At 36.9% G+C, this 26,724-nt stretch carries 21 protein-coding genes; 5 read left to right on the top strand and 16 right to left on the bottom strand.

Features of this window, described 5'->3' with window-relative positions:
- Positions 1-7 precede the first annotated feature (7 nt).
- The 6 genes from I9192_RS09565 to I9192_RS09540 all read right to left on the bottom strand — a co-directional run bounded on the left by I9192_RS09565 (position 8) and on the right by I9192_RS09540 (position 4,544).
- On the bottom strand, positions 8-163 hold the full coding sequence (locus I9192_RS09565; RefSeq protein ID WP_228289336.1) for a hypothetical protein: 156 nt from the start codon (positions 161-163) through the stop codon (positions 8-10).
- Between the two features lie 301 nt (positions 164-464).
- A complete protein-coding gene (locus I9192_RS09560) occupies positions 465-824 on the bottom strand; it encodes a hypothetical protein (protein ID WP_200150355.1) in 360 nt (119 codons plus the stop codon).
- Positions 825-933: 109 nt separating this feature from the next.
- Positions 934-2,376, bottom strand: a complete 1,443-nt coding sequence (locus tag I9192_RS09555; protein WP_004831090.1) for a M48 family metalloprotease — start codon at positions 2,374-2,376, stop codon at positions 934-936.
- A gap of 96 nt (positions 2,377-2,472) precedes the next feature.
- Complete coding sequence (locus I9192_RS09550; protein ID WP_005029402.1) at positions 2,473-3,441, bottom strand: 2-hydroxyacid dehydrogenase; 969 nt, start codon at positions 3,439-3,441, stop codon at positions 2,473-2,475.
- 48 nt (positions 3,442-3,489) lie between these two features.
- Positions 3,490-4,206, bottom strand: coding sequence for a hypothetical protein (locus tag I9192_RS09545; RefSeq protein ID WP_005029404.1), 717 nt, complete (start codon positions 4,204-4,206; stop codon positions 3,490-3,492).
- A 125-nt stretch (positions 4,207-4,331) separates the two neighbouring features.
- Positions 4,332-4,544 carry a hypothetical protein gene (locus I9192_RS09540; protein WP_004831094.1) on the bottom strand — a complete coding sequence of 71 codons (213 nt, stop codon included), beginning with the start codon at positions 4,542-4,544 and terminating at the stop codon, positions 4,332-4,334.
- A 681-nt stretch (positions 4,545-5,225) separates the two neighbouring features.
- Between I9192_RS09540 and I9192_RS09535 the strand changes: the two genes are divergently transcribed.
- Positions 5,226-6,854: a long-chain-fatty-acid--CoA ligase gene (locus tag I9192_RS09535; protein ID WP_005029408.1), complete on the top strand. Its 1,629-nt coding sequence runs from the start codon at positions 5,226-5,228 to the stop codon at positions 6,852-6,854.
- 107 nt (positions 6,855-6,961) lie between these two features.
- Here the strand turns inward: I9192_RS09535 and I9192_RS09530 are convergent, their stop codons facing one another.
- Positions 6,962-8,818: a M48 family metalloprotease gene (locus I9192_RS09530; protein ID WP_005029410.1), complete on the bottom strand. Its 1,857-nt coding sequence runs from the start codon at positions 8,816-8,818 to the stop codon at positions 6,962-6,964.
- Between the two features lie 576 nt (positions 8,819-9,394).
- On the opposite strand from I9192_RS09530, the gene I9192_RS09525 reads away from it, so the two are divergent.
- On the top strand, positions 9,395-9,850 hold the full coding sequence (locus I9192_RS09525) for a hypothetical protein (protein WP_227567226.1): 456 nt from the start codon (positions 9,395-9,397) through the stop codon (positions 9,848-9,850).
- 182 nt (positions 9,851-10,032) lie between these two features.
- Here the strand turns inward: I9192_RS09525 and I9192_RS09520 are convergent, their stop codons facing one another.
- Together I9192_RS09520 and I9192_RS09515 are read right to left on the bottom strand one after the other, a co-directional pair.
- Entirely contained in the window at positions 10,033-14,574 is a 4,542-nt protein-coding gene (locus I9192_RS09520) for a translocation/assembly module TamB domain-containing protein (protein ID WP_200150354.1), read from the bottom strand.
- A gap of 35 nt (positions 14,575-14,609) precedes the next feature.
- Positions 14,610-17,336 (bottom strand): autotransporter assembly complex protein TamA, encoded by a 2,727-nt coding sequence (locus I9192_RS09515; protein ID WP_005029416.1) that lies wholly within the window; start codon positions 17,334-17,336, stop codon positions 14,610-14,612.
- Between the two features lie 175 nt (positions 17,337-17,511).
- Here I9192_RS09515 and I9192_RS09510 point away from each other — a divergent pair, with 175 nt between their 5' ends.
- Together I9192_RS09510 and coq7 are read left to right on the top strand one after the other, a co-directional pair.
- The gene (locus I9192_RS09510) at positions 17,512-18,831 is read left to right on the top strand and encodes an MFS transporter (RefSeq protein ID WP_005029418.1); all 1,320 of its coding nucleotides are present in this window, start codon (positions 17,512-17,514) and stop codon (positions 18,829-18,831) included.
- Position 18,832: 1 nt separating this feature from the next.
- Positions 18,833-19,468 (top strand): 2-polyprenyl-3-methyl-6-methoxy-1,4-benzoquinone monooxygenase, encoded by a 636-nt coding sequence (coq7, locus tag I9192_RS09505; RefSeq protein ID WP_004831102.1) that lies wholly within the window; start codon positions 18,833-18,835, stop codon positions 19,466-19,468.
- A gap of 122 nt (positions 19,469-19,590) precedes the next feature.
- Here coq7 and I9192_RS09500 read toward each other — a convergent pair whose 3' ends face one another.
- From I9192_RS09500 to I9192_RS09480, 5 genes are all read right to left on the bottom strand, one after another.
- On the bottom strand, positions 19,591-20,112 hold the full coding sequence (locus I9192_RS09500; protein WP_005029421.1) for a hypothetical protein: 522 nt from the start codon (positions 20,110-20,112) through the stop codon (positions 19,591-19,593).
- An 11-nt stretch (positions 20,113-20,123) separates the two neighbouring features.
- Positions 20,124-20,561 carry a 2-amino-4-hydroxy-6-hydroxymethyldihydropteridine diphosphokinase gene (locus tag I9192_RS09495; RefSeq protein ID WP_005029423.1) on the bottom strand — a complete coding sequence of 146 codons (438 nt, stop codon included), beginning with the start codon at positions 20,559-20,561 and terminating at the stop codon, positions 20,124-20,126.
- Positions 20,518-20,898, bottom strand: a complete 381-nt coding sequence (gene folB, locus I9192_RS09490; protein WP_005029425.1) for a dihydroneopterin aldolase — start codon at positions 20,896-20,898, stop codon at positions 20,518-20,520. Before folB ends, I9192_RS09495 begins: the two co-directional genes overlap by 44 nt.
- Before the next feature lie 102 nt (positions 20,899-21,000).
- The gene (locus tag I9192_RS09485) at positions 21,001-22,299 is read right to left on the bottom strand and encodes an ABC1 kinase family protein (protein WP_005029427.1); all 1,299 of its coding nucleotides are present in this window, start codon (positions 22,297-22,299) and stop codon (positions 21,001-21,003) included.
- A gap of 39 nt (positions 22,300-22,338) precedes the next feature.
- Positions 22,339-23,121, bottom strand: coding sequence for a HesA/MoeB/ThiF family protein (locus I9192_RS09480; protein WP_005029429.1), 783 nt, complete (start codon positions 23,119-23,121; stop codon positions 22,339-22,341).
- Between the two features lie 249 nt (positions 23,122-23,370).
- Here I9192_RS09480 and I9192_RS09475 point away from each other — a divergent pair, with 249 nt between their 5' ends.
- Positions 23,371-23,844, top strand: a complete 474-nt coding sequence (locus I9192_RS09475; protein ID WP_004831109.1) for an Lrp/AsnC family transcriptional regulator — start codon at positions 23,371-23,373, stop codon at positions 23,842-23,844.
- Between the two features lie 658 nt (positions 23,845-24,502).
- Here I9192_RS09475 and I9192_RS09470 read toward each other — a convergent pair.
- Both I9192_RS09470 and I9192_RS09465 read right to left on the bottom strand, forming a co-directional pair.
- On the bottom strand, positions 24,503-25,252 hold the full coding sequence (locus I9192_RS09470; RefSeq protein ID WP_004831110.1) for a YebC/PmpR family DNA-binding transcriptional regulator: 750 nt from the start codon (positions 25,250-25,252) through the stop codon (positions 24,503-24,505).
- 106 nt (positions 25,253-25,358) lie between these two features.
- On the bottom strand, positions 25,359-25,922 hold the full coding sequence (locus tag I9192_RS09465) for a 1-acyl-sn-glycerol-3-phosphate acyltransferase (RefSeq protein ID WP_005029431.1): 564 nt from the start codon (positions 25,920-25,922) through the stop codon (positions 25,359-25,361).
- Between the last annotated feature and the right edge of the window lie 802 nt (positions 25,923-26,724).

Here is a 26,724-nt window from a genome sequence, read left to right as displayed (position 1 = left end):
TTCAACATCAGCGTTTAAAAACAAGAAACTTCCATTTAGAAAATAAGGTATGGACAAACAACTTTGATGCTTGAGTTATATCACCTTTTTGCTTAAATTTTGCATTTCCCCAAAAACTAATCGATACAATATTGAGCTGCCCATCAATATTGTGATTATCCATAACACCTTAAACCTCATTTGAAGCATTTAAACAAATAATAAATACAGAGTTTTCTTGGTTTTACAATGCGATCAAGCGTGATTGACAAAAGCCTTGAACGTCTACAAATATAGTTCATCCAATGCCTATGCAAGTTTCAGAAAACTCCTCAACACAGTTAGCGTATCTTGTATTGTAGGAAATAAACCATGTGTGTCAGAGGGTTGAATAAGTTGTAGAGCATGTTTGATTATTTGCAATTTTAAATTGCATCATATCTATAACTCAATGTTTCCTAGATACCCTCTGATCAAGACAAAGACTATTTCAAATCACATTGAATATTATATTTATGAAGTAACTGCATTTCAGGAGAAGACATTACTTTATCAATCACATTTTGCTTAGTCATCGACTGAACTGACAAAGGTAAATACTGGCGACTTTCATCAGTTGTTTTATACATATCATTCACATATTTCTGAACAATTGAACAAAATTGTGCTTTTTGTTGTTCATTAAATTGAGTCAATTTAGGGTCTAAACTACGCAAAAAAAACTTCATATCAGCATTATATTGAGCAGAGATACGCTCTACTTCACGAACATATTGTTCTGGCACCGCAGCAGATAAACTATATGTAAATAGTAAAACGCTTAAAAAAATTAGAATTTTCTTCATGTGAATCAAATACTTTATTATACATTCTCAGTCTCTTAAGATTAACCTGTTCATAGCAGAATAGAAAGTAAATTTTCTTTAATCTGTTTATTTAAAACAAAGAATACGATTAAATTTTCATTTTTCGTTCGTCTTGCATTACTTTAAGCCTTGTTTCGATTCGCGCACTCATTGCATTATTTTCTTTAGCAAGACGCTTGGCATGTAAAAGTGATTTAATGGCATTTTCTTCATCACCTGTCCAATACTGAGCTTCCGCTCTATTTCTTAGAACATTTACAGTACGCATCGGATTTTGTTTGTCTAAATTCGCTGCCTGTTGCAACAATTGCCAACCAATAATATCTTTATTATTTTTACTGACAAATCGATTAACCAATTGTTCAGCTTCTTTCGGCTTATTTTGTCTTAAATACACTTCAGCCAATTTATAGCTTAATGCCCGATTTTCAGGCGTAATGCGCTGTTTTGTGATAATGGTTTGGTAAGCATCATCGATTTTGTTTCTACCCAAATAAATATTGGTTTGAATTAGGCTTACCAAAGTATGGTCTGGATTGATTTGTTTAGCCAAATTAAGCTGAGATTGAGCATTGTCATAATCACCTTGGAGTAAATAAAACTCACTTAATGCCAACAAACCGGGAAAATTATTTTTTCGCGCAAAAGCCATTAACTGACGATCATTGGCTTGCCCTGAAACCACCAAAGTATACCATTTGATGATATCAAATTCTTGCTGTGAGCTATGTGTAGTGACTTTTGGAAATTGATTTGCTCTTAACCTCGCCTCACTCATCCGCTCTGTTGTTAGCGGGTGCGTAAGCCAAAAATCAGGTAAAAAACTAAGCTGACTGGTTGCTCGATGCATAATTTCAAAGAAGTCAGCCATACTTTCTGGATCATAACCCGCACCATACATAAATTGCATACCGATACGATCAGCTTCGCGCTCTTGGTTACGGCTATAACTCAGTTGTTTGTCCATGAGTGCAGCTTGTGTACCCATCATCACAGCACCGCCAACATCACCATCTGCCTTGGAAGCCAATGCAGCACCGACAATAATACCTGCGAGTGCCAATAAGCCTTGCCCTTTAAATGCTTCTTGCGAGCGACTGTAATGACGCTGGGTAACATGGGCGATTTCATGCCCCATCACACTGGCAACTTCATCGATATTGTTTGATGCTGTGACCATCCCTGTATTGAGCGCAAATAAACCACCCGGAACAGCAAAAGCATTAATTTGTGAATCCTTGATGAGCACCAAGCCGACAGGTTGTCCAAGTTGGGTCTGGCTTAGGATTCTGGAGAAAACCATCATAAACTGGTCTTCTAACCATGGGTCATGGAGTACAGGCATCTGCTGTTGAACTTGACGATAGACTTTTTCACCAATGGTTTTTTCTTTTTGTTGATCAATAAACCCTACCCCACCACCAATTTCAGGAACATCAAATTGCCCCCCATTTTGATGCTGGGTAAATGTCGCTGCTGAGCTGATTGAAATGCTCAAACATAAACATAAGCTGAGTAAGGTCTTGTTCAATAGATCGGCTCAATAATCTTTGTGTTTTCAATATAACATTGAATTTAGAACAAATTTGCAATGAAGTGTTATATTGTTTTAACTTTACTTTACATCTTAATTAAAGTCTTGATTCACCAAATATCTTGGCATATGACCTGCTAACGCATCAATCAAATTTTGATAAGCCAATTCCGCCATTTTTTTACGGGTTTCTGCAGTTGCTGAACCAATATGTGGTAATGTCACCACATTTTCAAGCTGAAATAGTGGTGATTCAGCCAAAGGTTCTTTTTGATAAACATCCAATCCTGCAGCAAAAATCTGTTGATTGGTCAAAGCGTCGATCAGTGCTTGTTCATCAACCACAGAGCCACGAGAAATATTGATAAATATCGCATGCTTCTGCATAAGTTTTAGTTCAGCTGCACCGATTAGCGCTTGAGATTGCTGATTTAAATCCACTGCAGTCACTACAAAATCAGATTGCTCAAGTAAATCTTCAAGACTTTTGTACTGTGCATTGAACTGCTGAGCGACTTCTATTTTCTCACGGCGGTTATGATATAAAATATTCATATTAAAACCGTAAAAACCTCGACGGGCAATGGCGGCACCAATATGACCTAAGCCAATGATCCCTAGAGTCTTACCAAAAATGTCTTTACCAAATTGAGCTGGACTGATGGTACGTTTCCATTCACCTTGCTTGGTCCACTGGTCTAAACTTGGGACCTTTCGTGCTGCGCTCATTAATAATGTGAAAGCTAAATCTGCGGTTGTTTCTGTCAGTACATGAGGGGTATTTGCCAGCCATATTTTCTTTTGATTTAAGTAGGCAAGATCATAATTATCATAACCGACACTGACAGAAGATATAATTTTTAACTGCTGTGCCGTTGCTAAATTTGTTTCGTTCAGTAGACGACCTGCACCAATCATTGCATCAGCATCAACCACTTCAGTACGAATCTGTTGATTAATATCACCTTGTTTCGGATCTAAAACCACCACCTTAAATTGATGATTTAAACGTGACAGAATTTCTGAATCGATTTGGCTAAAAACAACAACTTTTTGTTTCATTTAGATCAAACTCCCTTCCAACACAATCATTCAATAAGTTTTCGATATTTATTTTTGCATCATTTGCCATAATCTACGCTTTAGCAGTGGTTCTTTCAGCATTTCATCTAAACTCGGCAACTCCAAAATATCCTGTTGCACAAGATGAGTGATTTGCCCAAGACTAATTACCTTACGTTCTACGCTCAATGCATCAATAAAACCTTGAATATAAAGGTTAGCTCCTCGACCATCTTGATACTGTGGCAAGGGAAACGGCCATTTCAATTCATGAGTATGTCCGTTGACTGCACGTTGAATATTGCTCCATAAAGTCAATTGTTCAGCATTCAAGTCAGTTGTTTCAACCAATAATAGGCAATGTTCAATCGCATAGGCTTGAATTTCAAATGCAGACAACTCTAGTGCGGATTCTGTCCCAAAATGGGTATGTTGCTGAATATGTTTTGATGTTGAAACTTCTTCAGTCAGCTGTGTTTCTGGATTACGTTCAAGTAATGTGACTTCGGAAACTTGAGTCTTTTCAGCTGTTATATTCGATGTCTTTTGAGTGCGCTCAGCATCGATTTGCGTAGATAAATTTTTAGGCTCAAACGATTGATGTATTACAGGATGTGATTGTTCAATATCTCGATATAAAGCACTTTGATAATGGCGTGTTTGTACATCGACCTTATTAATCCACAGGTCTACTCCCATCGTAGCCAAAATGCTACGTTGATGTTCCGATACAATCACATTCATTACAGATTCAATATTTTCCATACAGGCTATATTCTAGCGATGTTTGTTTTTTTTGTCGCAACAATCGACACAAAATAGCGGATAAATTAGACTTCAAGAACAGAAACACTACACGTCCAGCTAAAACACTCAATCACACCCATCCACTACAGTGAAGTGACGAGAATGCCGTATTTTGCTGTCAGGTACATCCCTTGACGGATGATGTCAGTGCCATTGGCGTGATGAACTTTTAGCTCCTGAGTAACAACATCAAATTGAAAAGCATCATAACAATCTTGATGCTGACAAAGCCAATATAAGGTATCTGCAAGATGCTCATCAACAATATAGCTTTCAGCCAAGAAATCTTTAGACATAATCAAATTGAAAGTAGGGAGTTGATCCTATTGTAACGCATATAACATAAATATAATCAATGGAGGAAATCAGAGACAGCGCATCTTTGCACGTGACAAAAAAATGTATGAATTGTTGGTACTATCGTTACACTTATTTTTTAATATCACCATACTGATTCCATAAAATCATCATATGGTGATATTTTGCTAAAGTTTAAAGAAAACTAATGATGAGCACCGCATTTACGACACTCTTTAACCACAATATTATGACCAATTTCATATTCAAAACTGTGGATACACAATAATTTTCTGATTTTTTGCAACATCATCAAACTCCTTTTAGAAATCTCACATCATTTAAAGTTTCATCCTGAAACATCACTATCTTAGAAAGACATGTGATATGTTTATCATATTTAAAAGTCTATGCGTAATAATTTTTTATTCGCCTTTAGTCGAAGACCATTATTTTTCTGTTTAAATTTTCAAATCATGATAATTTATCTAAATCATTGTTTTATATTGCTTTAAAAAATAAAAAATAGTTTAAAAAAAGATGATTTTTAAGCTTGATTTAATCTGACTTTTATATAGGATGAAATCATAGCTTCTTCTATTTGTCTTTACTTTTAATTTAGAAAGCTTTTGAGAAAATCAAAATTTAAGCCGATCAACAAGACTATAAAGGAATTTTTCATGCAAGGACGTATGATGCAACAACCATTGTTAATCAGCAGCTTGATCGAACATGCTGCACGTTATCATGGTGATACCGCAATAATTTCTAAAAATACCGATGGCACAATCACAAAAACAGATTGGACCCATGTCACTGAAAACGCAAAACGATTTGCCAATGCACTTAAAAATCTTGGGCTTCATTCAGGAGATCGAGTGGCGACAATTGCATGGAACAATCATCGCCATCTAGAATCATGGTACGCAATTTCAGGCAGCGGATTAGTCTGCCATACCATTAATCCTCGACTTTTTCCTGAACAACTGATATTTATTATCAATGATGCCCAAGATAAAGTGGTGTTATTTGATAAAACCTTTCTTCCCCTTATAAAAGCTGTTAAAGCACACACACCAAATGTTGAACACTTTGTTTATCTTGGTGCTTTTGATCAAGATGTAGCAGATGCGCTTCCTGATGCTAAATTTTATGATGTACTCATCGCGGAAAATGCGGGAGATTATGAATGGCCAAACTTGGAGGAAAATACTGCAAGTTCATTATGCTATACCTCTGGTACGACAGGTAATCCTAAAGGTGCGTTGTATAGCCATCGTTCAACGATTTTGCATACTTATGCAATCTCGCTACCTGATTCTTTGAATTTATCAGCCAAAGACATTATGTTACCTGTCGTACCGATGTTCCATGTCAATGCTTGGGGAACACCGTATGCAGCAGCAATGGTCGGTTGTACCTTGATTTTGCCGGGTCCTGGTTTAGATGGTGCAAGTTTGGTCCAGATGATAGATGATTATAAAGTGAGCATTGCATTGGGTGTGCCTACCATTTGGCAAGGTTTACTTGCTGCTGCAAAACAATCAGGAAGCACACTAGAAAGCCTTAAACGAAATGTTGTAGGCGGTTCAGCATGTCCTCCTGCCATGATGAAAGCTTTTAGAGATAATTATCAGTGTGAAACAATTCATGCCTGGGGAATGACAGAAATGAGCCCTCTTGGCACTGGCAATCAGCTCAAAGCCAAACACCAAAATCTAAGTGCTGAAGAGCAATTTAAAATCCGCTTGTCTCAAGGTCGCCCACCTTTTGGTGTAGATTTACGGATTACCAATGAGGAAAATGGTACGCATGAAGTTGCTCGTGATGGGCATACGACGGGCAACTTGCAAGTGAAGGGACATTGGATCATTGAATCTTATTATGGAAAATCCGAAAACGCATTGAGTGCAGATGGCTGGTTCGACACAGGAGATATTGCGACAATCAATGAGGATGGCTATCTCATCTTGAGTGACCGCGCCAAAGACTTAATCAAATCTGGAGGTGAATGGATTTCTTCGGTTGAACTTGAAAATATTGCCATGAACCATCCTGAGATTGCGATGGCTGCGGTAATTGCTGCCAATCACCCAAAATGGGATGAGCGTCCAGTAGTGATTGCGATCAAACATCAAGGCGCACAAATCTCAGAGCAAGATTTGCTTGATTATTACTCAGATAAAATCGCCAAATGGCAAATCCCAGACAAAGTGGTATTCGTAGAATCTATTCCATTAACTGGCACGGGTAAAATGTTGAAACGTGATTTACGTGAACAATATGGCGATGTGTTATTAACAGATTAACTGAAACATCATGCTGATTTAAAGCATTAACTCAACTTAAAGCAGCCCATCATCAGATGGGCTGTTTATTTTTATCGAAATTTTGAAAACTTTTTAGATCAATAAAGTTAAATGATTTGAGCAGATTGTACTTGTTTAATGTTCTTTTTTATCTTTTGATTTTCATCAATATCAAAACATAGTAGAAATGTCTCACCAGGAAAGATCACATTTTCATGTAATGCTTTTGTGGTTTGTATGATTGCCTCAATATCCACTTTGCCGAAGCCTTTCTTCAGACTAAAACCTAAAATATAGCAAGGTATATGTTTAAGATGTTGCACCTGCTTTTGTACCAGCCAAACCTGTTGAATACCCGTATACTTTCTAAGTTGTTGTAATAAATCTTCTAATGCTTCTTGGGTCAATCCATGAGGCATGAAATGATCTCTGAAGCTCACCTCTTGTCGTTCGCTCATTGCCAACTGTTCAAGTGCGATACGATCAAACATAAGTTGTTGATACTTTTCAGCTTCAGCAGCTATGCCTTGCTCTTGATAAAATTGGTAAAGCATTTCATAAACTGTTACTTGATAAAACTCATTCAATTGAGCTGATCTTTCTAAAATAGCACAACCATTTTGATCTTTGCGCTCCAACAAAAGACGACCATAGATATAATTTGCCAAAGCATTTTCTAGATCTTCCTCATATAGTTTTTTCATCAAATCAAATGCAATATCTGGTTGATGCAAAACTGTATCAGTAAGTTCTACTTGTGCAAATTTTTCATCCGTAGAGAGTGCTTCACCTTGCTCTAACTTTTCATTCAATTGTTTTAAATATTCTTTTTGTTGTTGAATATGCTGATGGTGTTGTTGCCAAACATCCAAAACGTTATTTTGCCATTGATGATCAAAAGTGGTGGTGATTTTTGACAGTTGGTCACCTAAAAGTAAATCGGCTGTATGCCCTTTTTCAGCAAATACCAACTGTGCTGTTTGCCCAATTGATTCTAAACGATCCATTAATGATGGATGGGTATCCTCCAAATTAGTTTGTAATTTTAAAGACTGATCCAACCATTTCTTGGTTTTATGTGGTTCAGAAAATTCACTCAACTGATTAACGTATCCAAGATATGGAGAAATTGTGGGTTTGGGCATATTTTCGGCATGCTTAAAGATGGTTGGCCAAAATTCCTCGCTTAAATAACATCCTACTACATTTACCGTAGTTAAGGTCTGTGCCACAGTTTCAGCAGATGTCAATTCTACGGAAATTTTATCAGCTTCATATTCATTTGCCCGTGCAACAGGGAAAGAAAAAGAAGCAAAATATGGCACAAACTTTTTAAAGAAGGGTCTAAAAATAATATCTATTCGACTGGCATTTTGCTCTACAAGTTGATAAAGCTGAGCCCAACGAATCCTTTGGCGATAAATCCAATTCGCTGTTTTAGCATGATTTTTAGACAAATGCCCAAACTCATGTGCGAGTACTGAAGTTAATTGCTGCACCGATAAAGATTGCATTAATGGTAAACCAATAATCAAATAATTTTCATACCATCCAAGAATCCCAAGTCGAGGTGTTTGAACGACGGCAGCATTAAAATCATCTGTAATGAGTACATGATGAAATGAAGGTGAATTTAATTTTAGACTTAAGTTATTAATGATTTTAAATAACTCAGGCGCATCTTTTTCTTGAATAGCAATCCCTTGAGGTTTTTCTACACTAATCCAAAGTGATTTCACAATGACATATAGAAATATCGCAACTGGAATAATGATCTTAATGGCAAAAGCCTTTAAAACCAAAATAGATAGACAGGCTAAAATCAATAAAATCACCAAAACCACGACACCAAATGCTATATATAAATTTCCCAGCCATGCCAGTATTTTTACTTTACGGTGATACGCTTTGGGATTTTCTCGTAATTCTTGCTCAAGCCGAGCAATCGTTTCTTGGCTGTACATTGTTATTGTCCATATATTCTTTTCATGATTAGATTCTTTTATATCAATGACCCAATTTTGTTTCAATTGATTTAATCGAAAACTCAGACATTAAATTCTAATACTTACTTGCTCTTGTAATGGCAAATATAAGTAAAAAAATTCAACACTCAAATCTTAACACGATTGAGATACTTCATTTCTCTAGACTTTAATCTCCCCTATAGGCTCTATTTATACAAAAGTTAGATTGGCATGATTGTAGTTTGTTATTTTGAAATATCATCATTATTTTGAATCCTATATACCCAATTCACATCAAGGAGTTTATGTAAACCTAGACATGATCGGAAAAATATGAAATCTTGCATCAGGACTCATATCACCTACACATTTTAAACATAAACTTTTAGCCATCCACAACAAAGCTGCTAATGTTATTTTTTATCATTTCCACTGTTAAAATAGAGAATAAAAACTGCAATGACAGATAAGCCAAACAACTCATCAGAATGCTGTATAATTAAAGGACAAAAAAAAGAGGTGGGTAAAATGATAATCAGAAAAAGTATCTTTATAGCCGTCTCCACACTCGTTATGACTCAATATACAAATGCACAATCAGAAAAAGCAGCCAATGTTCAACTTTCAAAAATACAGCATGGAAGTAATCAATGGACCTCGCAAGTTGACTGTCAGGATGAACAAGACGCGATAAGAAATTTTCGTCATGCGAGCAGCGCAATCCGATGTTTTGATGAAAAAGGAAATAATACTGAGCAATCTATTGCGTTGGCAATTGCACACCCATGGGAGGAAAGATACAGCAACAACAAACAAGGTACATTAGTTACTACTGGTGAACTAAATCAAATCGCTTTGCATTATAATCGACTTGCCGATGAGCTAAATACAAGCAAATTCCACACTTATCCGTTTAGTCTAAGTAATCAATGTACAATTGCATTATACCGACTAAGGGCTTGTGCCTACAAAACAGCGGCTACAAGAAAAGAAGGTATTGCACGAGAGACAGCCAAACCTACTCCATAAAAACCAGCATCGGCTTATCCTCCTCAATCCATAGTAAAAATACATAAAATAATCATCGCTTTGACACAGTTGATCAATTTATTCCAATAAAAAGCCCAAATATCGGATATTTGGGCTTTTAAAGTTATCAGATTAAATTTCTAAAAAATCCGAGTCCTTTTAAAACAACAGCTAAGATTAAATTAGAAACGCCAGTGGTAGAACAAGTCGATGGCTTTTTCCAAAGACTGACTTGCTTCTAAGTACAAACGTTTATTCATTTGATAACGTAAAGTCAATTTATTGACTGGGGTAAATACACCAACACCATAACGAATATATAAGTCAGGTGTAATATAGCCCGTTAAACTCACTTGAGTATCATCACCTGTCCCTTGCGCATCAAAAGATAAACCACTTAGACCAAATGTTCGCCCAATCTGATTGGTAAACGCGCGCGTCCCGCCTAAGCCTAAACTGATCCCTGCTGCGGCAATGGTATTGTTCACATCAGACTTAAATCCTTCAGCATTGCTTAATCCGCTTGAACCTTCATTGATACGACCTGTAATCAACGCATTCATGGCTTCTTGGTCTGATAATCCTGCATCGTTATAAACCTGAATATTTGGACTCGAAGCTGTTCCAGTCACACGTAATCCGACTGTACTTCCCGAAATACTCTTATTGGTATCCACATCTAATGTCGGATTTGACAAAGGTCCGTTAAAACGTGCAATCGCTCGGTTTAGATCCAAACGTTGACCATAAGCTTCCACAGTCACTTTTTGACTGACGCCAATCGCACCATTGGCACGCATTGCTGTTTCCAAACCACGTTGTGAAAGATATAAACGTCCGACTAAAGGAATACGGCTGTTAAAACCTTGGAAAATAACCTTATTACCCAAATTTACTGAAACATCTGCACGAATCGACCATGGCTGTGCAGCCTTAAGTAAAGCAAGCTGATTTTGCCCTTCTTTCACAATACGCACATCTGGTGAAACATTGACCACTGTCGCACTTGATTCAGGCATTGAAATAAGTGCCTGAGGGACATCAACCTTACCTTTCACTGTTAACTTCTTACTTAATGGTAATGCATCAAGCTCCATATCCGTATCAACAATTGCAGTGATTAAAGGTGCTTGGCGAATCAATAATTTATCACCTGTCAAACGCATTTGTACATGTGGATCATTTTTCCAGTCGACACTTCCACTAATTTTACCTACACCACGACCACTGTTGAAAGCTCCATTGATTGTGGCAACATCTTGGCGAATTGAAGTATAAAGCTGAATATTGTTTAAGTTTACTGGCAGTGAAATCATACTGATTTCACCATTTTTCAAACGCATTTCGCCATCAAATAACGGCTTTGTCAGCGTTCCATTGATCTTACCTGCCAATGACAAAGTTCCATCTAATTTACGCACATCCGCAATAAATGGTTTTAATATTTTCAGTTGAACTTCATTAAAAGCAACCTCACCACGCATCGGTTTAGCATCGACATACGGGTTTATTACAACGCTCGCATATCCCGTTCCCACATTCGGCGCTTTCAAATCAGTACGCAATAACAAACCATCTTTGATACTTTTCGCAATGATACTTGCTTCATCATAATTCATGGATGTTGACGGATCATTTGGATCTTCTGCTGCAATACCAATTTGTCCATTGCGTGTCACCAATTTGGCATCCAATTTAGGCTGTTGCCCTTGCGCCCATGATGCTTTTGCATAACCATTTAGCTTACCTGTAAGCGCTAAACCTTCTGGCATAAATGCAGCAAAGTCATTTAAGTCTAAATTTTTAGTGACAAATGAAACATTACCATGCTTCTGACTCGCACGAACTGGCTGGTCAAAACATAATTGGCTTTGTTGACTTAACCAACAATGTTGTCCGACATACAGTTCTGATTTAGCTGAATTGAAAATAATAGGTGCATGTTGTTGTTGCAATAAATGTGCACGCACAGAGTCAAATTCGCCTTTTTGCACTTGACCCAGCCAATCATTTTGGGCATTAAACCCACCCGCAAATTGCACATAGAACTTTGAATAATAGTTCCAAGCTTGTAATTGTAGTAGATGAGCTTTACGTGTTCCTGAAAGTGTAATACCTGCGTGTTGAATCTCACGATTACCACTACGCAAAGTTTCCAATTGCGCAACCATTTTAGAAGGCACAGTTTCTGAAGTCGGTAACTCACCTTTTAAGCTCAATTTCTTGATGCTTAAACTGTCATTGAATCTAAAATCATCCACCGCGAGATTGGCTGTCGCACTTAAACGAGGCTGTGCCTGTAAGTTTAAATAACCATGTGCTGTACCACGCAACCCTGGGTAAAGTTCATATAATGCAGGGGCATTCAATTTTAATCTTAAATTCTGTGCATTACCTGATGCTTGAACCTGATTGCTTGCATAAGACAAAAAGAGATTATTTGCTTCAAACTGTTGAGGCATCAAACCTTTAAGGTCAGAGTTCAGCACGACTGCTAAATTACCGCGCCCTCGCAACGGTTTATTGTTAATCATCCCTGCAATATTCAATTGTTGAATATTAATTTTCTTTAAACGATCTGACCAGTTACCTTGTGTTTTGACATTGCCTGAAACTTCTCCACGAACTGATGAGACAAAATATTGTGGTTTAAAACGAACTAAAGAAGCATTGATGTCCCAACCAATACCATTGCTGATATGCACCAAACCATTGGCTAAAATTTTTCCTGCAACACCATCATGTTGAAGTTCAGAAATTTTGATCAGCTCAGGTGTTCCTGCAACACGAATTTTGAGTAAACCACTGCCTTGCTTCATTTGCGATGCATTTAAAGCACCATCATAATTCACAGCAAAACCTTTAAATGCACCTCCAGCTTTAGCATCATTGAAAATAATTGCAGCTGTGCTTTTACCCGTCAATTGAATGGTTTCAGCTTTAGCCTGATCAGCAATACGTCCCGTTAAGTTAATCGCATCTAAATTAATCAACTGTTGGTTTGGTTTCGCATAGCCATTGGCTTTGATTTGTCCATTCAACAGATCCACTGGTGCAGTTGCAACCACACTCTGTGGATTAAAATCTTTTGCATTCAACAATGCATTCCACTTCAATTGACGTTTTTCAGTCGGTAATTCAACCACAGCATTTCCAGACAAGCTGCCTTTTGTTGCCATATATTCAAAGGCTGGAATATGTAAATCATTGCCTTTTAGGTCGACCTGAGCATTATATTTACCTGCTGGCAAACTGCCTTTTTCATGCTGACGTACTACCGTTGCAACATGAATATTTTGTTGCCCCTCTACAAGTGCGACATTGACTTGTCCCTGTTCACTGCTCAACCAACCTACATAAGGCACAGCGCGATCGATGTTACTCCAATTTACACCCAGCAACATCGGTTCAGGTTTTTTGCCCTTTTGTTCTGCTTGATCAAGTTTAACTTTCCACGATTCGTATTTATCAAAGTCCAAATTGGCTGTTAAATGCATACCTTGCTTTAACTCACCAACTGAAGCAATTTTTGCATCCAATGAAACTGGCAGAAAATCCTGAATCGCCTGAGGTATCACTTTATCTTTTGGATTGAGTCGATCTAAACGCCCTTGTATATCCCAATGTACAACATCATGCCAGCCGACTAAGCCGGTAAGGTTGACCGCCCCCCCCATGAGCTGACCATTTAAGTTATTGATATTGAGCTGATTAACCAAATCAGTATGTGCCAAAGCCGTGTATTGACCTTGTGGAATATTTTTACCACTAATATCTGTGTTGAGTTCGAGATTTAGACCTTTTACATCCCCTTGAAATTTAGCTAAACCATTTTTTGATAAAAGTTCTTGGTCTAGCATCAATGGCCAATGATAATCTTTAAATATCAAAGCACCATTCATAGGTACATCATGTTGCATTGGATGAATGACTGCCCACCCCGTCAACAAATCTGGGGTTTTAGTTGCAACACCGGCTTTAATAGTGGCTAAAGAACCACGGGCATGGACGTAAATATCTTCAACATTTAAACTTTTTAACGAAGGTAGACGAAGAATAGCTTTGGCATTGAGTGGGTAATCTCCTTGCTTAAAATCCATGTTTCCTGTGGCATCTTTGACCGACAAATAGCCCATGTCCATTTTTGAATTTTCAAACTTCAGAGCAGTACCTGACCACAATGCATTTTCCAAATGAATATCATTGATATCTACTTTTGAGGAACTGGTCTGAAATTGCAAATGATCCACATCTGCTTTGTCTAAACGCAAAACAAATGGCAATTTGATTTCACTGAATTTAAAAGGTTCATCACTTGGCGGACTTTTACTGATAATTCTTAAATTATTGACATCCGCATGACTCAGATGAATTTCTTTTTCTAAAATTGCGCGCCATCCCAAAGAAATATCTGCACGATCAATTTTAACATCCACAGCAGTCAAGGTAACCAAGACATTTTTAAGAATGATTCCTTGCAGCAAATTCCCACTTTCATATTGATAAGTAATGATTTTTTGACTTGCAGCAACGCGATCTAATAAAAACTTACTGCCTTTATCAGTACTGAACATTACAGCCAAAGCAGCAATTAATAAAATAATGACCAAAAGTAAAGACATCAGAATATTACGTAATAAATTACGCTTCTTCGGGGTCATTTCTTGCTTGGGTTGATCATTTTGCTGTTCATTTTGAACATCTTGATGTTCTTCATCAGCCATAATATTTCCAGTAATTCTCTTATATTTTTAGTTAATTAAAGTTGCGAACCAATAAAGAAGTGCAAACGAATTGGTTTTGCTGGATCGGATATTCCAGATGCAACATCAATTCGAATCGGACCAATTGGCGACTTCCAACGTAGACCCACACCTACGCTATATTCAGTATCATTACTAAATGACTTGTCATAAGCATTACCAAAGTCACTAAATACTGCACCACGCCAACCATCTTTAAATTGATAATTGTATTCTAACGAGCCTACAGCTAAACCTTGTCCACCTACTTTATACCCATACTCAACAGGTGATAAACTTTTATAATCAAAACCTCTAAGACTTTGATCGCCACCAGCAAAGTATCTTAAGTTATAAGGTACTTTTTCGAAGTCTTTGGCAAAAATATAGCCCACATTCAGACCACCCACAATTTGATGGTTGTCATTTTCGCCAAAAGAATACAAACCTTTCCATTCAGCACTGGTAATTGCCATATCCGTATCAGAAAGTAATGACTGACTACCCAATTGGATTTTATAACTTTGTTTATAGCCACGTGTTGGATTGACACGATTATCACTGATCGTTTTGGTTGCTTCATAACCTAACAATAGTGATTCTTGCTCTTGATCAGAGCCTGGAATCAAAAATGCGTCAGGAATATTGGCTATATCGACAGGTCCATTTTGAGTGACTCGATCTAAACGATAACGCACACCCAGAATATGTTGCCACTCTTTACGTGATCCTTTAATGATGCGGTCAACCCCAGCTACAGCAGATTCAATGACCAAGTCCATGTCATTACCAATACCATCGCGAGTTTCGCGTTCATAACCGGCAACTAAACTGAAATAATCATTTAAAGGATGTTTATAAGGAATGTTATAACGCGCATCAATTGATTGACGAATCTGTGACAGCTCCATGTTTGCATCAAAGGAATGACCTAAGTGATTGACAATGGCGCGTCTATACTGACCACGCAAACGAACGCCTGTATCTGTTCCATAACCAATACCTGTTTCCAGACTATTTAAACGATCAGCATTTAAAGTCACAATCACTGGGATTTTTTTGGTTTCGCGCGCTTTATCCTTGAGCTGATCCTCATCAGACTCTTTTTCTTTTTGCTGTGCTTGCAGCTGTTTTAAATTTGGGTTGGCTTCTTCGCCCTGAGTCCCGGCAAATTGATTTTCATTAACTACATTCTGGGTAACTTCTTTATCTGATAGATGTGCCTTATCAGCATCTGTTTGTGCTGCAAAAGTTGATTCAGCAACATGCTCCTGATCAACCAAAGCTTGTAAATCTGCTGGCAACTCCAGTGGTTTTACAATCGCATCAGGTTTAATCGCATCTACAAGCGTGTAATTAAAATAACGTGAGTTGGTGAGATTATTTGCCAGACCGTTGACACGCCAAGCCGTATAATCTGCGCCATCTTTCCACGGTGCTAAAGTTTTTAAGATTTTTAAATCAATCGGTAACGGTTTAGAAGGGTCACTCATTCTAAACTCGACATCTTCTAATTTATAACGCTCGCCTGTTTCATACTTTAAATTAATCTGCGCTTTATTTTGTGGTTGCTCCACTTTGACATCATGCAAACGCCAATAACTATCAAAAAATCCATTATTGGAAGCTGCATCTGCTATTCTGGTTTTGGTGGTTTCATATAAACCATGATTCAGAATATCACCTTCATCCAAGTCAGGTAATACACCAATCACTTGGAACTGAGCAAGATTTGCACCAGGACCTGTGAACTCAATGTTTTGTTCAGTAACTTTTACAGGATCATTTGGAGTAACTTTTACACCTAAATGACTCTCATCAATTTTATTAAATCTAAATTGGGCATTGTAATAACCCACAGCTTGTGCAGCCTGAACTGCAAGTGTTCGCAATTGTGGCACTGAACCATTAAAATCAGAATAAGCTTCTTGAGTAAACGTTCCGAGTTTGGCTTTTAAGTTGTTTGCCAAAACAGGAGGTGCACCTGAAACAGAGACACTGATTTTTGCAATCGGTGCGCCGTTGTCCTGTGGTCCTCGAATTTTATTGACAAGATTTCTAAAGAAACCTTTTTTAGGTTGCTCTTCCTCTGGAAGATTCGCGTTATGATCAACCAGGGTTTTCCCAGCTTCATTTTCCTGAACAGAAATTTGGTTATCTGCACGAATGGTTTGTATCAATTGATCAACATTGACTGGGGCTTGAGTGATCTCGGTTAACTCTTGTTGTGTGGCGTTACTGACTTCAACCTCAGGCGTTTTGCTCATGCCATTACGAAAATTTTGTGCTTCGGTTTTAGCCTGCTCTGCCACACTGTAAATTTCGTTTGCCATAGACTGGTCAACACTGACCGCGGGTAAATCTTCCAAGTCCTCAAATTCAATCGGTTTGAAATCATCCTGAACACCAATATTCTGCTGTTGCTGTTCAAGCATCTTTGCACTATCAAATTGTTCGGGCTGCTGTTGAGCCTGTTTTACTTTCTCATCGAGTTGATCAATTTTCTCGTTCGATAAGCCTTCTTGTCTTGCTGCCGACTCTAATTGTTCTTGATCATGTGTAATATTTACAGTACTTGAGTTTATGTTCTGACTATTCTGTGCTTGCTCTGCGTAACTCACGGGTACTGCAAAAATACTTAAAAAAACACTTGAACATATCAGTTTATTGATATGATAACGATCAAAGTGTAAATGAACACTATGTGAAAGCACAGATTTTTTAAAATTAATTTTTGCTGGCATACCACGCTCGAATGACCTAAATTTATTTGTAGAAAGATCCATGATTAAAAATCTTTCAAATACTCAAACCAATTGGTTTTACACATGATTTAAGGTAAAAACATGATACATGATTTTGAGAGATAGTTACCATTTCAACACATTTCTTATATATAACTAAATGAAGTCTTCTACAATGGAAAAAAATGAGCATATTTTAGGGACCCGACGTTTTTTACCGATGTTCCTCACCCAATTTTTTGGCGCTTTAAACGACAATGTGTATAAACAGTCCTTATTGCTCGTCATTACCTATGGATGGATTCAGCAACAATCAGCAAGTGTAAGTACCTTAAATAATCTTGCCGCACTTCTATTTATTTTACCCTATTTCATCTTTTCTGCGACAGCGGGTCAAATTGCGGATAAGTATGAACGTTCATTTTTAGTCAGAAATATTAAAATTCTTGAAATCATTATTATGCTGATTGCTTCGGCAGGTTTTTTATTGGGTAATTTGTGGATTTTACTGTTTGCTTTGTTTTTAATGGGTACTCACAGCACCTTCTTTGGTCCAATCAAATATGCAATTTTGCCTGAAATTTTAAAACCAAACGAGTTAATGTCGGGAAATGCTTTATTTCAGTCAGGAACATCCATTGCTATTTTGATCGGGATGATTTTGGGTGGCGCGGTTATATCACTCTCTCAAGGACATATGATTTGGATTTGTCTAACCATTGTCTCAATCGCTGTAATGGGCTATATAGCGAGCCGCTTTATTCTCAAACAATCAACCACCAACACTGATTTAAAAATTGACTGGAATTTCTTTAGAACCAGTTTCGAAACCATTCGCTATGCAAAAAGTTTGCCTTTAATCTTTATGGTTCTTTTAGGTAATTCTTGGTATTGGTTCTACGGCGCGACCTACCTGACGCAAATTCCTCAATTGACCCAACAAAACCTGCATGGCAATGAAAACGTGGTGAGTTTACTCCTGACATTTTTCTCTGTGGGAATCGGTGTTGGTTCATTATTATGCCGCAAAATTGGTGGTACTGAAGTGAATATTAAAATGGTGCCATTGGGTGCGATTGGTTTAACTTTATTTGCAATTTACCTTGCAGGCAGTCTGGCTTTTGTTCCTGAACGTACTGGTGATTTGATTTCCGTTACAGATATGTTTAGTTCTGGTGCCCCTTACTATCACGTGATGTTGGCAGTGACTTTACTGGGGATTAGTGGGGGTTTTTATATTGTTCCCCTATATGCCATGATGCAAGCATATGCACCAAAATCACATCGAGCACGCGTTGTTGCTGCAAATAATATCTTTAATGCGATATTCATGGTTTCATCGGCGATTTTTTCTATTATCATCTTAAGTATCTTAAAAATAGATATTAAAATTCTATTTTGTATTACTGCTGTGTTAAGCGCATTGTTTAGCACATGGTTATTAATTCGTTTAAAGCCATTAATCGCAACCACTCAAGTTTCTTTGGAGGACTAATATGCGTCAATATACGGGCATTGATAAATTGATTCATTCTTTTGATCAAGCGTTAAGAAGCTTAGTTCCTGGAGCGACATCTGCACAAAGAGCCAATCCATCCACTGAGACTGAAACTCAACTCGCTGTTAGTGAAGCACGCCATGTAGCAGGTTTAATGCGGGTCAACCACAGTGGCGAAGTCTGTGCACAAGCGCTTTATCATGGACAAGCACTGACTGCAAAACTTCCCAATGTGCGTCGTGAAATGGAGTTTGCTGCCATTGAAGAACAAGACCATTTGGCTTGGTGTGAAGATCGTTTAAAAGAGTTGGACAGCCACACCAGTTTACTCAATCCAGTATGGTATGGTCTTTCATTTGGTATGGGTGCACTTGCAGGTATCGCGGGTGATAAATACAGTTTAGGCTTTGTGGCTGAAACTGAACGCCAAGTGAGCCTTCACTTGCAACACCATATCAGTCAACTCCCTGCTCAAGATGAACGCTCGCGTAAGATCTTGGTACAAATGAATGAAGATGAATTACATCATCGTGATACTGCATTAACTGCCGGTGGTGTAGAACTTCCAATCCCTGTTAAAATTACCATGACTGCCATTTCAAAACTGATGACCAAAACCAGTTATTATATTTAATGGCAGTATCTAAAAAAATAAGCCCTTGAATTGGGCTTATTTTTTAACTTTATTTTTGAAAATTTTAACTGTTCTAAATATTTAGCTGCTAAACAAAACCACATCTTTATGCTGATTAAATATCACTCTTGACCAAATATCAACTGGGCACTATCAGGCGCCAATTTTGCTGTTTGTACTGGTAATAAAGATGGATTTAAGGGATATTTTTTCCCATCAAATTTTAACATCACTTGCCCATGCTGATGTGTATATACAAACAGTTGCTTCCAGCCATTGTGCATATAACTGGTCACATATACAGGTGTGTCTACCAAAGTGGTTTTGCTTAAAAACTCAAACTGCTGATTTGCTCCACCTTTAAAGACCAACATAGTACAGCCCCCAGAGCCACACCAATCCTGTCCGCTTAGAAGGACAATCGCATCCTCCACTCCATCTTGATTCAGGTCATTAAATGCAACATTAAATGTAGGCTGACCCTGAGTATAACTTTCTACTTGCTGTTTTAAGTGTATCTCACGCTGTTGCAATGACAACGAACTTGTCGATTTAGCAGGTTGCTTTTGTGGTTTTTCATGACTAGTTGTACAAGCACTTAACAAAAATGCAGCACTCATTAAAATCATAGATCGAATATTCATATGTACTCACCTTATGCGGGTAGATCAATCACAGGAAATTGATGAAGTGGATAGCTGAATCGTACATCTTGCCAAAGATCAAACATTGGGATTTTAACGTCCAAAGCCAGTGGAAGTTTTTTGGGATTAAAATGCATTGTATTTAACTCCGCTCCCCAAGCAATTAAATCAATATCCAAAGAAATATGATGAGATGGTCGAGTACGTCCTGACTCTGCTTCCATCTGTTTTAATTGACAGATCATCTGATCGACTGATAAATGGCTTTTTAATAAACAGGCAGCATTCCAATAATCTGCACCAATTCCATCACGACAAGGAATTAAATAAATTGGAGAAAAAACAGCTTCCCCCAGTTTTTTAATTTGAGTCCATGATTTTTGAAAATGATGTTGTGGTTGATTATTACTGGCTAGCGCTAGAGCGAATATCGTTTCGGTGGCGTTCAAGACGAATTCCTACAGAATTTGCTTGCGGGATAATAGCAGGCTTACGGATGGTAATCATAATCGATTCAATCGCAGGAAAGGTAGAGAAAAGCGCATTTAACACCAATTTCGCCGCATGTTCGATCAATTTTGGGGCAGCATCTTGAATCACTTTGGCTGAAATGTCACAAATCTCAGCATAATTTAACGTATGTTCAAGTTCATCAGAATTTGAAGCTTGCTCTAAACTGGTTTGAATATGCAAATCAAGCATTAAAGGCTGGATAATTTGACGTTCCCAGTTAAAACAGCCAACAACAGTATCGACTTTCAAACCTTCAATAATAATTGCATCCATGATTTTAAAATTTCTCTTATTCAATGAAAAACCCTTGCGAAAATGTATTTATCAAGACTTGTCGTCAATCTTTCAAATACTTTTCACAAGGGGCGCTTCATATTAATGCTTTAATAATGATGCTGGGTCGATATTTTGAATCATCTGCAAACGTTGGTCAGCATAGATATCTGTATAGGGTGCAAGTACTCGCATAAAACGATCAAAATACAGCATTTGCTTAAACAATAAAGCAAAATCACGTGGGAAACGTATACCATGACGCTCCCCGACTGCCACCATATCCATCATGATATCGTTAAGATCAGATGGATTTGAAGTCATGATTTGCTGAGGATCAGCAAGCAATACACCACTAAATAAACGTTCCAAATCGTCTGCTAAAACGTGAGTGTCAATTTGAGTACTGGTCATACCCATTTGCAACATATTTTCAGCCATTAGTTTGTAATCGGTCTTTTGCAATGCATCCATAAATGCCATACATGCTTGCCAAACTTCAGGTTTTAACTGCCCCACAATCCCAAAGTCGATAAAGCCAATTCGTCCATCTTCTAACAGCATTAGGTTGCCTGCATGTAAATCTGCATGGAAAGATTGGCACAACATTAAACTACCAAACCAAGTATTCATTGCTGTAATCAGTACCTGCGAAGGGTCTTTAGCAACTTTTTTGACTACTTCAAAATCTGTCAGTGGTACACCATATAAACGTTGCATTGTAAGAACACGACGAGTAGAAAATTGATGATAAACCTTAGGAGCTGTTGCAGCAGTATTTCGAGAGACATTCAAATAATTGACAAAATCATCTAAATTTTTAGCTTCTTCAATAAAATCAACTTCACGAACCATACGTGTTTTGATTTCTTCAACAATGTCAGCCAAAGAAGCAAATTTAACTTTAGGAATGGCTTTTTCCAAAACCTTGGTTGCCCAATGTAGAACGTTTAAATCAGTATAAAGAATGGTTTCTACACCAGGCTTTTGAACTTTGATTACAACATCTTCGCCAGTGACTAAACGTGCAGCATGCACTTGTGCAATCGATGCTGAGGCTAATGGCTTTTCATCAATAGAAGCAAATATTTCTGACAAATCGCGCCCTGCAAACTCTTGTTGCAACACACCTTGTACATAACTAAATGGTAAATAAGGGGTCTGATCCAAACAACCTTGAAACTCTTCAACATATTCACGAGGAAATAATGAGGGTGTACTGGCAATAAATTGCCCTAATTTAATATACGTTGAACCTAATGATTCAAAGGTTTCACGCATCAATTTGGCATTACTGGGCTTTTCTGTGGCATATTTAATGCCTGCTTTCGCTGCAATTACAGCCGTTTCCCCAACGCGGGCGACTGAACGCAGACCATCGAGAAAGATATTATTTTTCATAATGTCAACATTAAATTGAGTTTGTTGGAGTTTAACAAATTAATCAGCGTTTGCAGTATGGCTAAGCTGACAGTTTGTACAATCTTGATCTTTTTCAAAGGCTAAAATTCGTTGTTTCATTGTTAAACCATCCCACAGCAATAATTTTTGCTTGAGCGGTGTCCTTCCCAGACCGAGGTATAAAAGTGCATGATGTGCCTGTAAACTGGCGATGACATTTGGAGTTGTCGCCAATACGCCAGAGTCCGCACAACGTAAGCTTTCATTTTGCTGCTGCCCTTTGGGAAATAGGCATTCATAACATGCTGAATCCCCTTCAACCATAAACAGCTGACCTTGAAAACCAATTGCGGAAGCACTAATCAAAGGAGTTTGAGCATGTGTACAGGTTTGATTGACAAGATAACGTGTAGCAAAGTTATCACAACCATCAAGCACCAAGTCTTGTTGTGAGATCAGCATTTGTGCATTCTGTTGATCAAGCCGGCTGGTATAATGTTCTACTTGAATAAAGGGATTAATCTGTTGCAATCGTTTGGCTAATATTTCTGCTTTATAGAAACCAATATCTGGCTCTACATAGGCAATCTGTCTTTGTAAGTTACTTATTTCTATAATATCTGCATCAATCAGGCTAATTTTACCCACACCTGCGCGTGCCAATAGCTCAGCGGTGGTACAGCCAATCCCACCGCAGCCTACAATCAGGATATTGGCAAGCTTTAATTTTTCCTGTGCCTCTAAATCCCAACCATCTAATAAAATCTGGCGCGAATAGAGGTGCATTTCAGATTCGTTCAGTTCTAAATCCATATCCATCATGTACTAAAAATAATTCCGCTGTTCCCATCTGCAATATAACATTTTCAAGGTTTATCACGTAGAACATTGTAAAAATGAATCTGAAATAAGTGCTTGAACAATAGTATTTGCTCAATGACCTATCCAAAGTAGAAAGTTGCTAAATTATTTTATTTATCGCAAATATTTTTCAAGTATTATTTCAATATTGAAAATTTATAAATTTCATTCTACATTAGCTTAGAAAAAAATTTCACACTGAGTATAGCTATGGAACTTGACCGTTACGACAAACAAATATTAGAAATATTAACCCATGAAGATATCAACTTAAATGAATTGTCAGAACGCATTAATCTATCTGTGAGTTCAGTACACCGTCGCATCAAGCATTTGATTGAAACAGATATCATGACCAATCTAAAACGTGATATTAACTTCGAAAAATTAGGCTTTAAGCTACATGTGATTTTACAGATTTCACTTAGTAAACATGACACTGATACTTTTGCAAAATTTTTAGAGGAACTGGAAAATATTCCAGAAGTGATTAATGCCTTTTTAGTCACGGGGCAAACCGCAGATTTCTTGGTTGAAGTGATTGCTAAAGATATGGAAAACTACAGTGAAATTTTACTTAAACGTATTGGTAAAATTGATCATGTGGTTGCGCTACATTCAAGCTTTGTGATCAAAGAATATAATCGAGTATTTAACTGTACTGGCTTACTTAATCGTATTTAGTTGCTGATTCAAGTGCTGACGTTCTATAAGACAAATAAGGGATCTCTCCTTCCCTTATTTAGACAAAAATTTTAGACAAAAATCAATTTTTTTAATTTAAATGATCTTAATTGTTGTTTGTTAATTTAAGTAGAAATGAATCAAACTGCACTTTATCAAGAAACTTTAAATCAATATTGCTACCGTCGATAAAAAAAATTTTCGCTTGATGAATGTTCCCTTGTATCGTCTCAACTTCCATAAACTTGATGTTTGCTGAATTAATGTATTTATCTCTATATTTTACAAACACTTTTTATCCTTAAGAATGAGCCAATTTTACTGATCAACCGATCATTTAAAATTAATCAAAAACGAGACACAAGTCAAATATTTTTAAGTAAATGTTAAATATATAAAATAATAAGCTAAATTTATCTGCCTTTAAAAAGACAATTGATCAGTTGTTTAACCGTGATGATTTACTCAGTAAAACGATATTTTAGCTATTTACTGTTCTCATTATTACCATGTGCTTGATCTTTTAAACAACTTCAAACGTGGCGAAAAGCGATTGAGTTTATAGAGTGGCGATAACTCAATTACGGCAGAATTTAACAAATAAAAACCAGCATAAAAAAACGCACTCAAGAGTGCGCTTCTTTTACACAAATTAGAATTAATTTTCTAATTCAGCTAAAACTTCGTCGGTAAACTCAACATTGGTATATACGTTTTGAACATCATCTAAATCTTCAAACATATCAATCATCTTCACGATGAGTTTTGCTTGATCTACATCAGAAATGAGCGCTTTGGTTGATGGACTCATCACCACTTCAGCATTGTCAGATTTCAAGCCTGCTGCAGTTAAAGCATCTTGTACATCACCAAACGTTTCTGGTGTAGTAATTACCAAGATTTCGTCTTCATCGACTTCGATATCTTCAGCACCTGCCTCTAAAGCAATGTCCATAATCTTGTCTTCTAAAGAAACATCTTCGAAAGTAATTTCACCACGCTTGGTAAATAAGTAAGCAACCGAACCTGCTGTACCCAAGTTCCCATTGGTTTTAGAGAAACAATGACGAACGTCTGGTACTGTACGATTGAGGTTATCAGTCATCGTTTCAACAATAACTGCTACACCACCAACACCATAACCTTCATAAGTGACTTCTTTTAAATCATCGTTATCTTCACCACCAGCACCACGCTGAATAGCACGATTAATGGTGTCACGTGTCATATTCACTGAAAGTGCTTTTTCAACAACAGCTCGTAGACGAGGGTTACTTCCCACATCAGGACCGCCAAGTCTTGCTGCTGTGGTTAATTCACGAATATATTTGGTAAATACTTTACCGCGACTTGCATCTTGTTTTGCTTTACGATGCTTAATATTGGCCCACTTGGAATGACCCGCCATGCGAAATATGCTCCTGTAGATTGGCCTTATGCCATATCAAATTGCAGCAATTCTACCATAAGCACTTTTTTATGAGAAAGTGCTTATTTTTTAGTTTTGATGCAAATTAAGAGTTTTTTGGTTCAGGAATTACAATATCCAATCCTGTGTGCTCTTTATATAACCGTTTAATTTCTGCGAGATCCTGATCTAAATCATTTGGATAAATTTTTCCAAAAATTCCACCTTGCTTGGTTTTTGAGTTGGCATACATTAAAACAATCGGCACACCTGCAGCTTTGGCTATATGCCAAAAACCTGTACGAATCGGTTTACGTGCTTCTCCGCGTTCAGCACGAGTAGCTTCAGGTGCGATCACCAAATTGAATTCATCCTGACTTTGAAACAATTCAACCATTTGTGAAACAATATCTTTATTTGATTTACGGTCAACAGGAATCCCACCAATTTTTTCTAAAATTGGTTTCATGGGTCCTTTAAATAATTCTTTCTTGATTAAAGTATGAATTTTAATGTTATGAATTTGAAATATAGCAAGTGAAAGCACAGCATCCATCATAGACGTATGCTCAAAGCCAATAATCACTTGTTTTTTTTCAAGTACACTTTGATCCACGTCATAAGACCAACCCGAGAGCTTAAAAGTAAGTTCTCCCAAAAACTTTTTCATATAACATGTATGCCTTAAAAATTTGATTTGAGGATTGTCTGAGCAAAAGCAAAAAAAAACAATCACTATTACGCTTATTTTTCTACACTTGTATATTTTATCTTAAAACAATCGTCTTTTCTTAAAGCAACCAAAACATGAATGGATTTATTAATACAAATTTGAAAAGTATTAGACTTATATCCTGATCATAAGCCGATACACGACATTACAACGCAATAAATTTAAAAATGCAGTAGGTTTTAAATAAATATAAACCATTGATCGACCTAATAAATTCAAATAAAACTGATCGCTTATAAAATATAAATCTAAAGTTTAAAAACAAACACCGTTATATTCCATGTTCATCTCCTTATTCTTCATAATACATTATTCTACATCCTAATCGTTTTTCAAATAGAGAAATGAGTATCAATTATAAAATAAATCATGACATATCAGCACTTTTTTCTTTTTAAGGAACGCTTACATTTAATCCACCCCCTTTGTATTTTAGTATTTTTGAATATTGCGTTAACCCACTCAATTAATTATAAAATTCACCTAAAAAATAATATAACTTAAAAATTAATTTAGAGATACTAATTTGTTTTATGCTTTTTTAGCAAGATCAAAAAATAATTCAATTTATCAAAAAGTAAAACTATGTCACTATTTTGCAATATTTTATTTGTATAAAAAATAAACTAAAAAATATAATTTTTTTAAATAAATTTCTGATTTTCATTTAGATACAATATTAATACTTTATTTTTCATTACTTTTTTAGTCTTAATTGCACTTTTAAATTAGAGTTTTT

This window comes from Acinetobacter bereziniae (assembly GCF_016576965.1).
GTDB lineage: Bacteria > Pseudomonadota > Gammaproteobacteria > Pseudomonadales > Moraxellaceae > Acinetobacter > Acinetobacter bereziniae.
The sequence above is the reverse complement of the archived record's forward strand: the minus strand, read 5'-3'. Positions and strand labels throughout refer to the sequence as shown.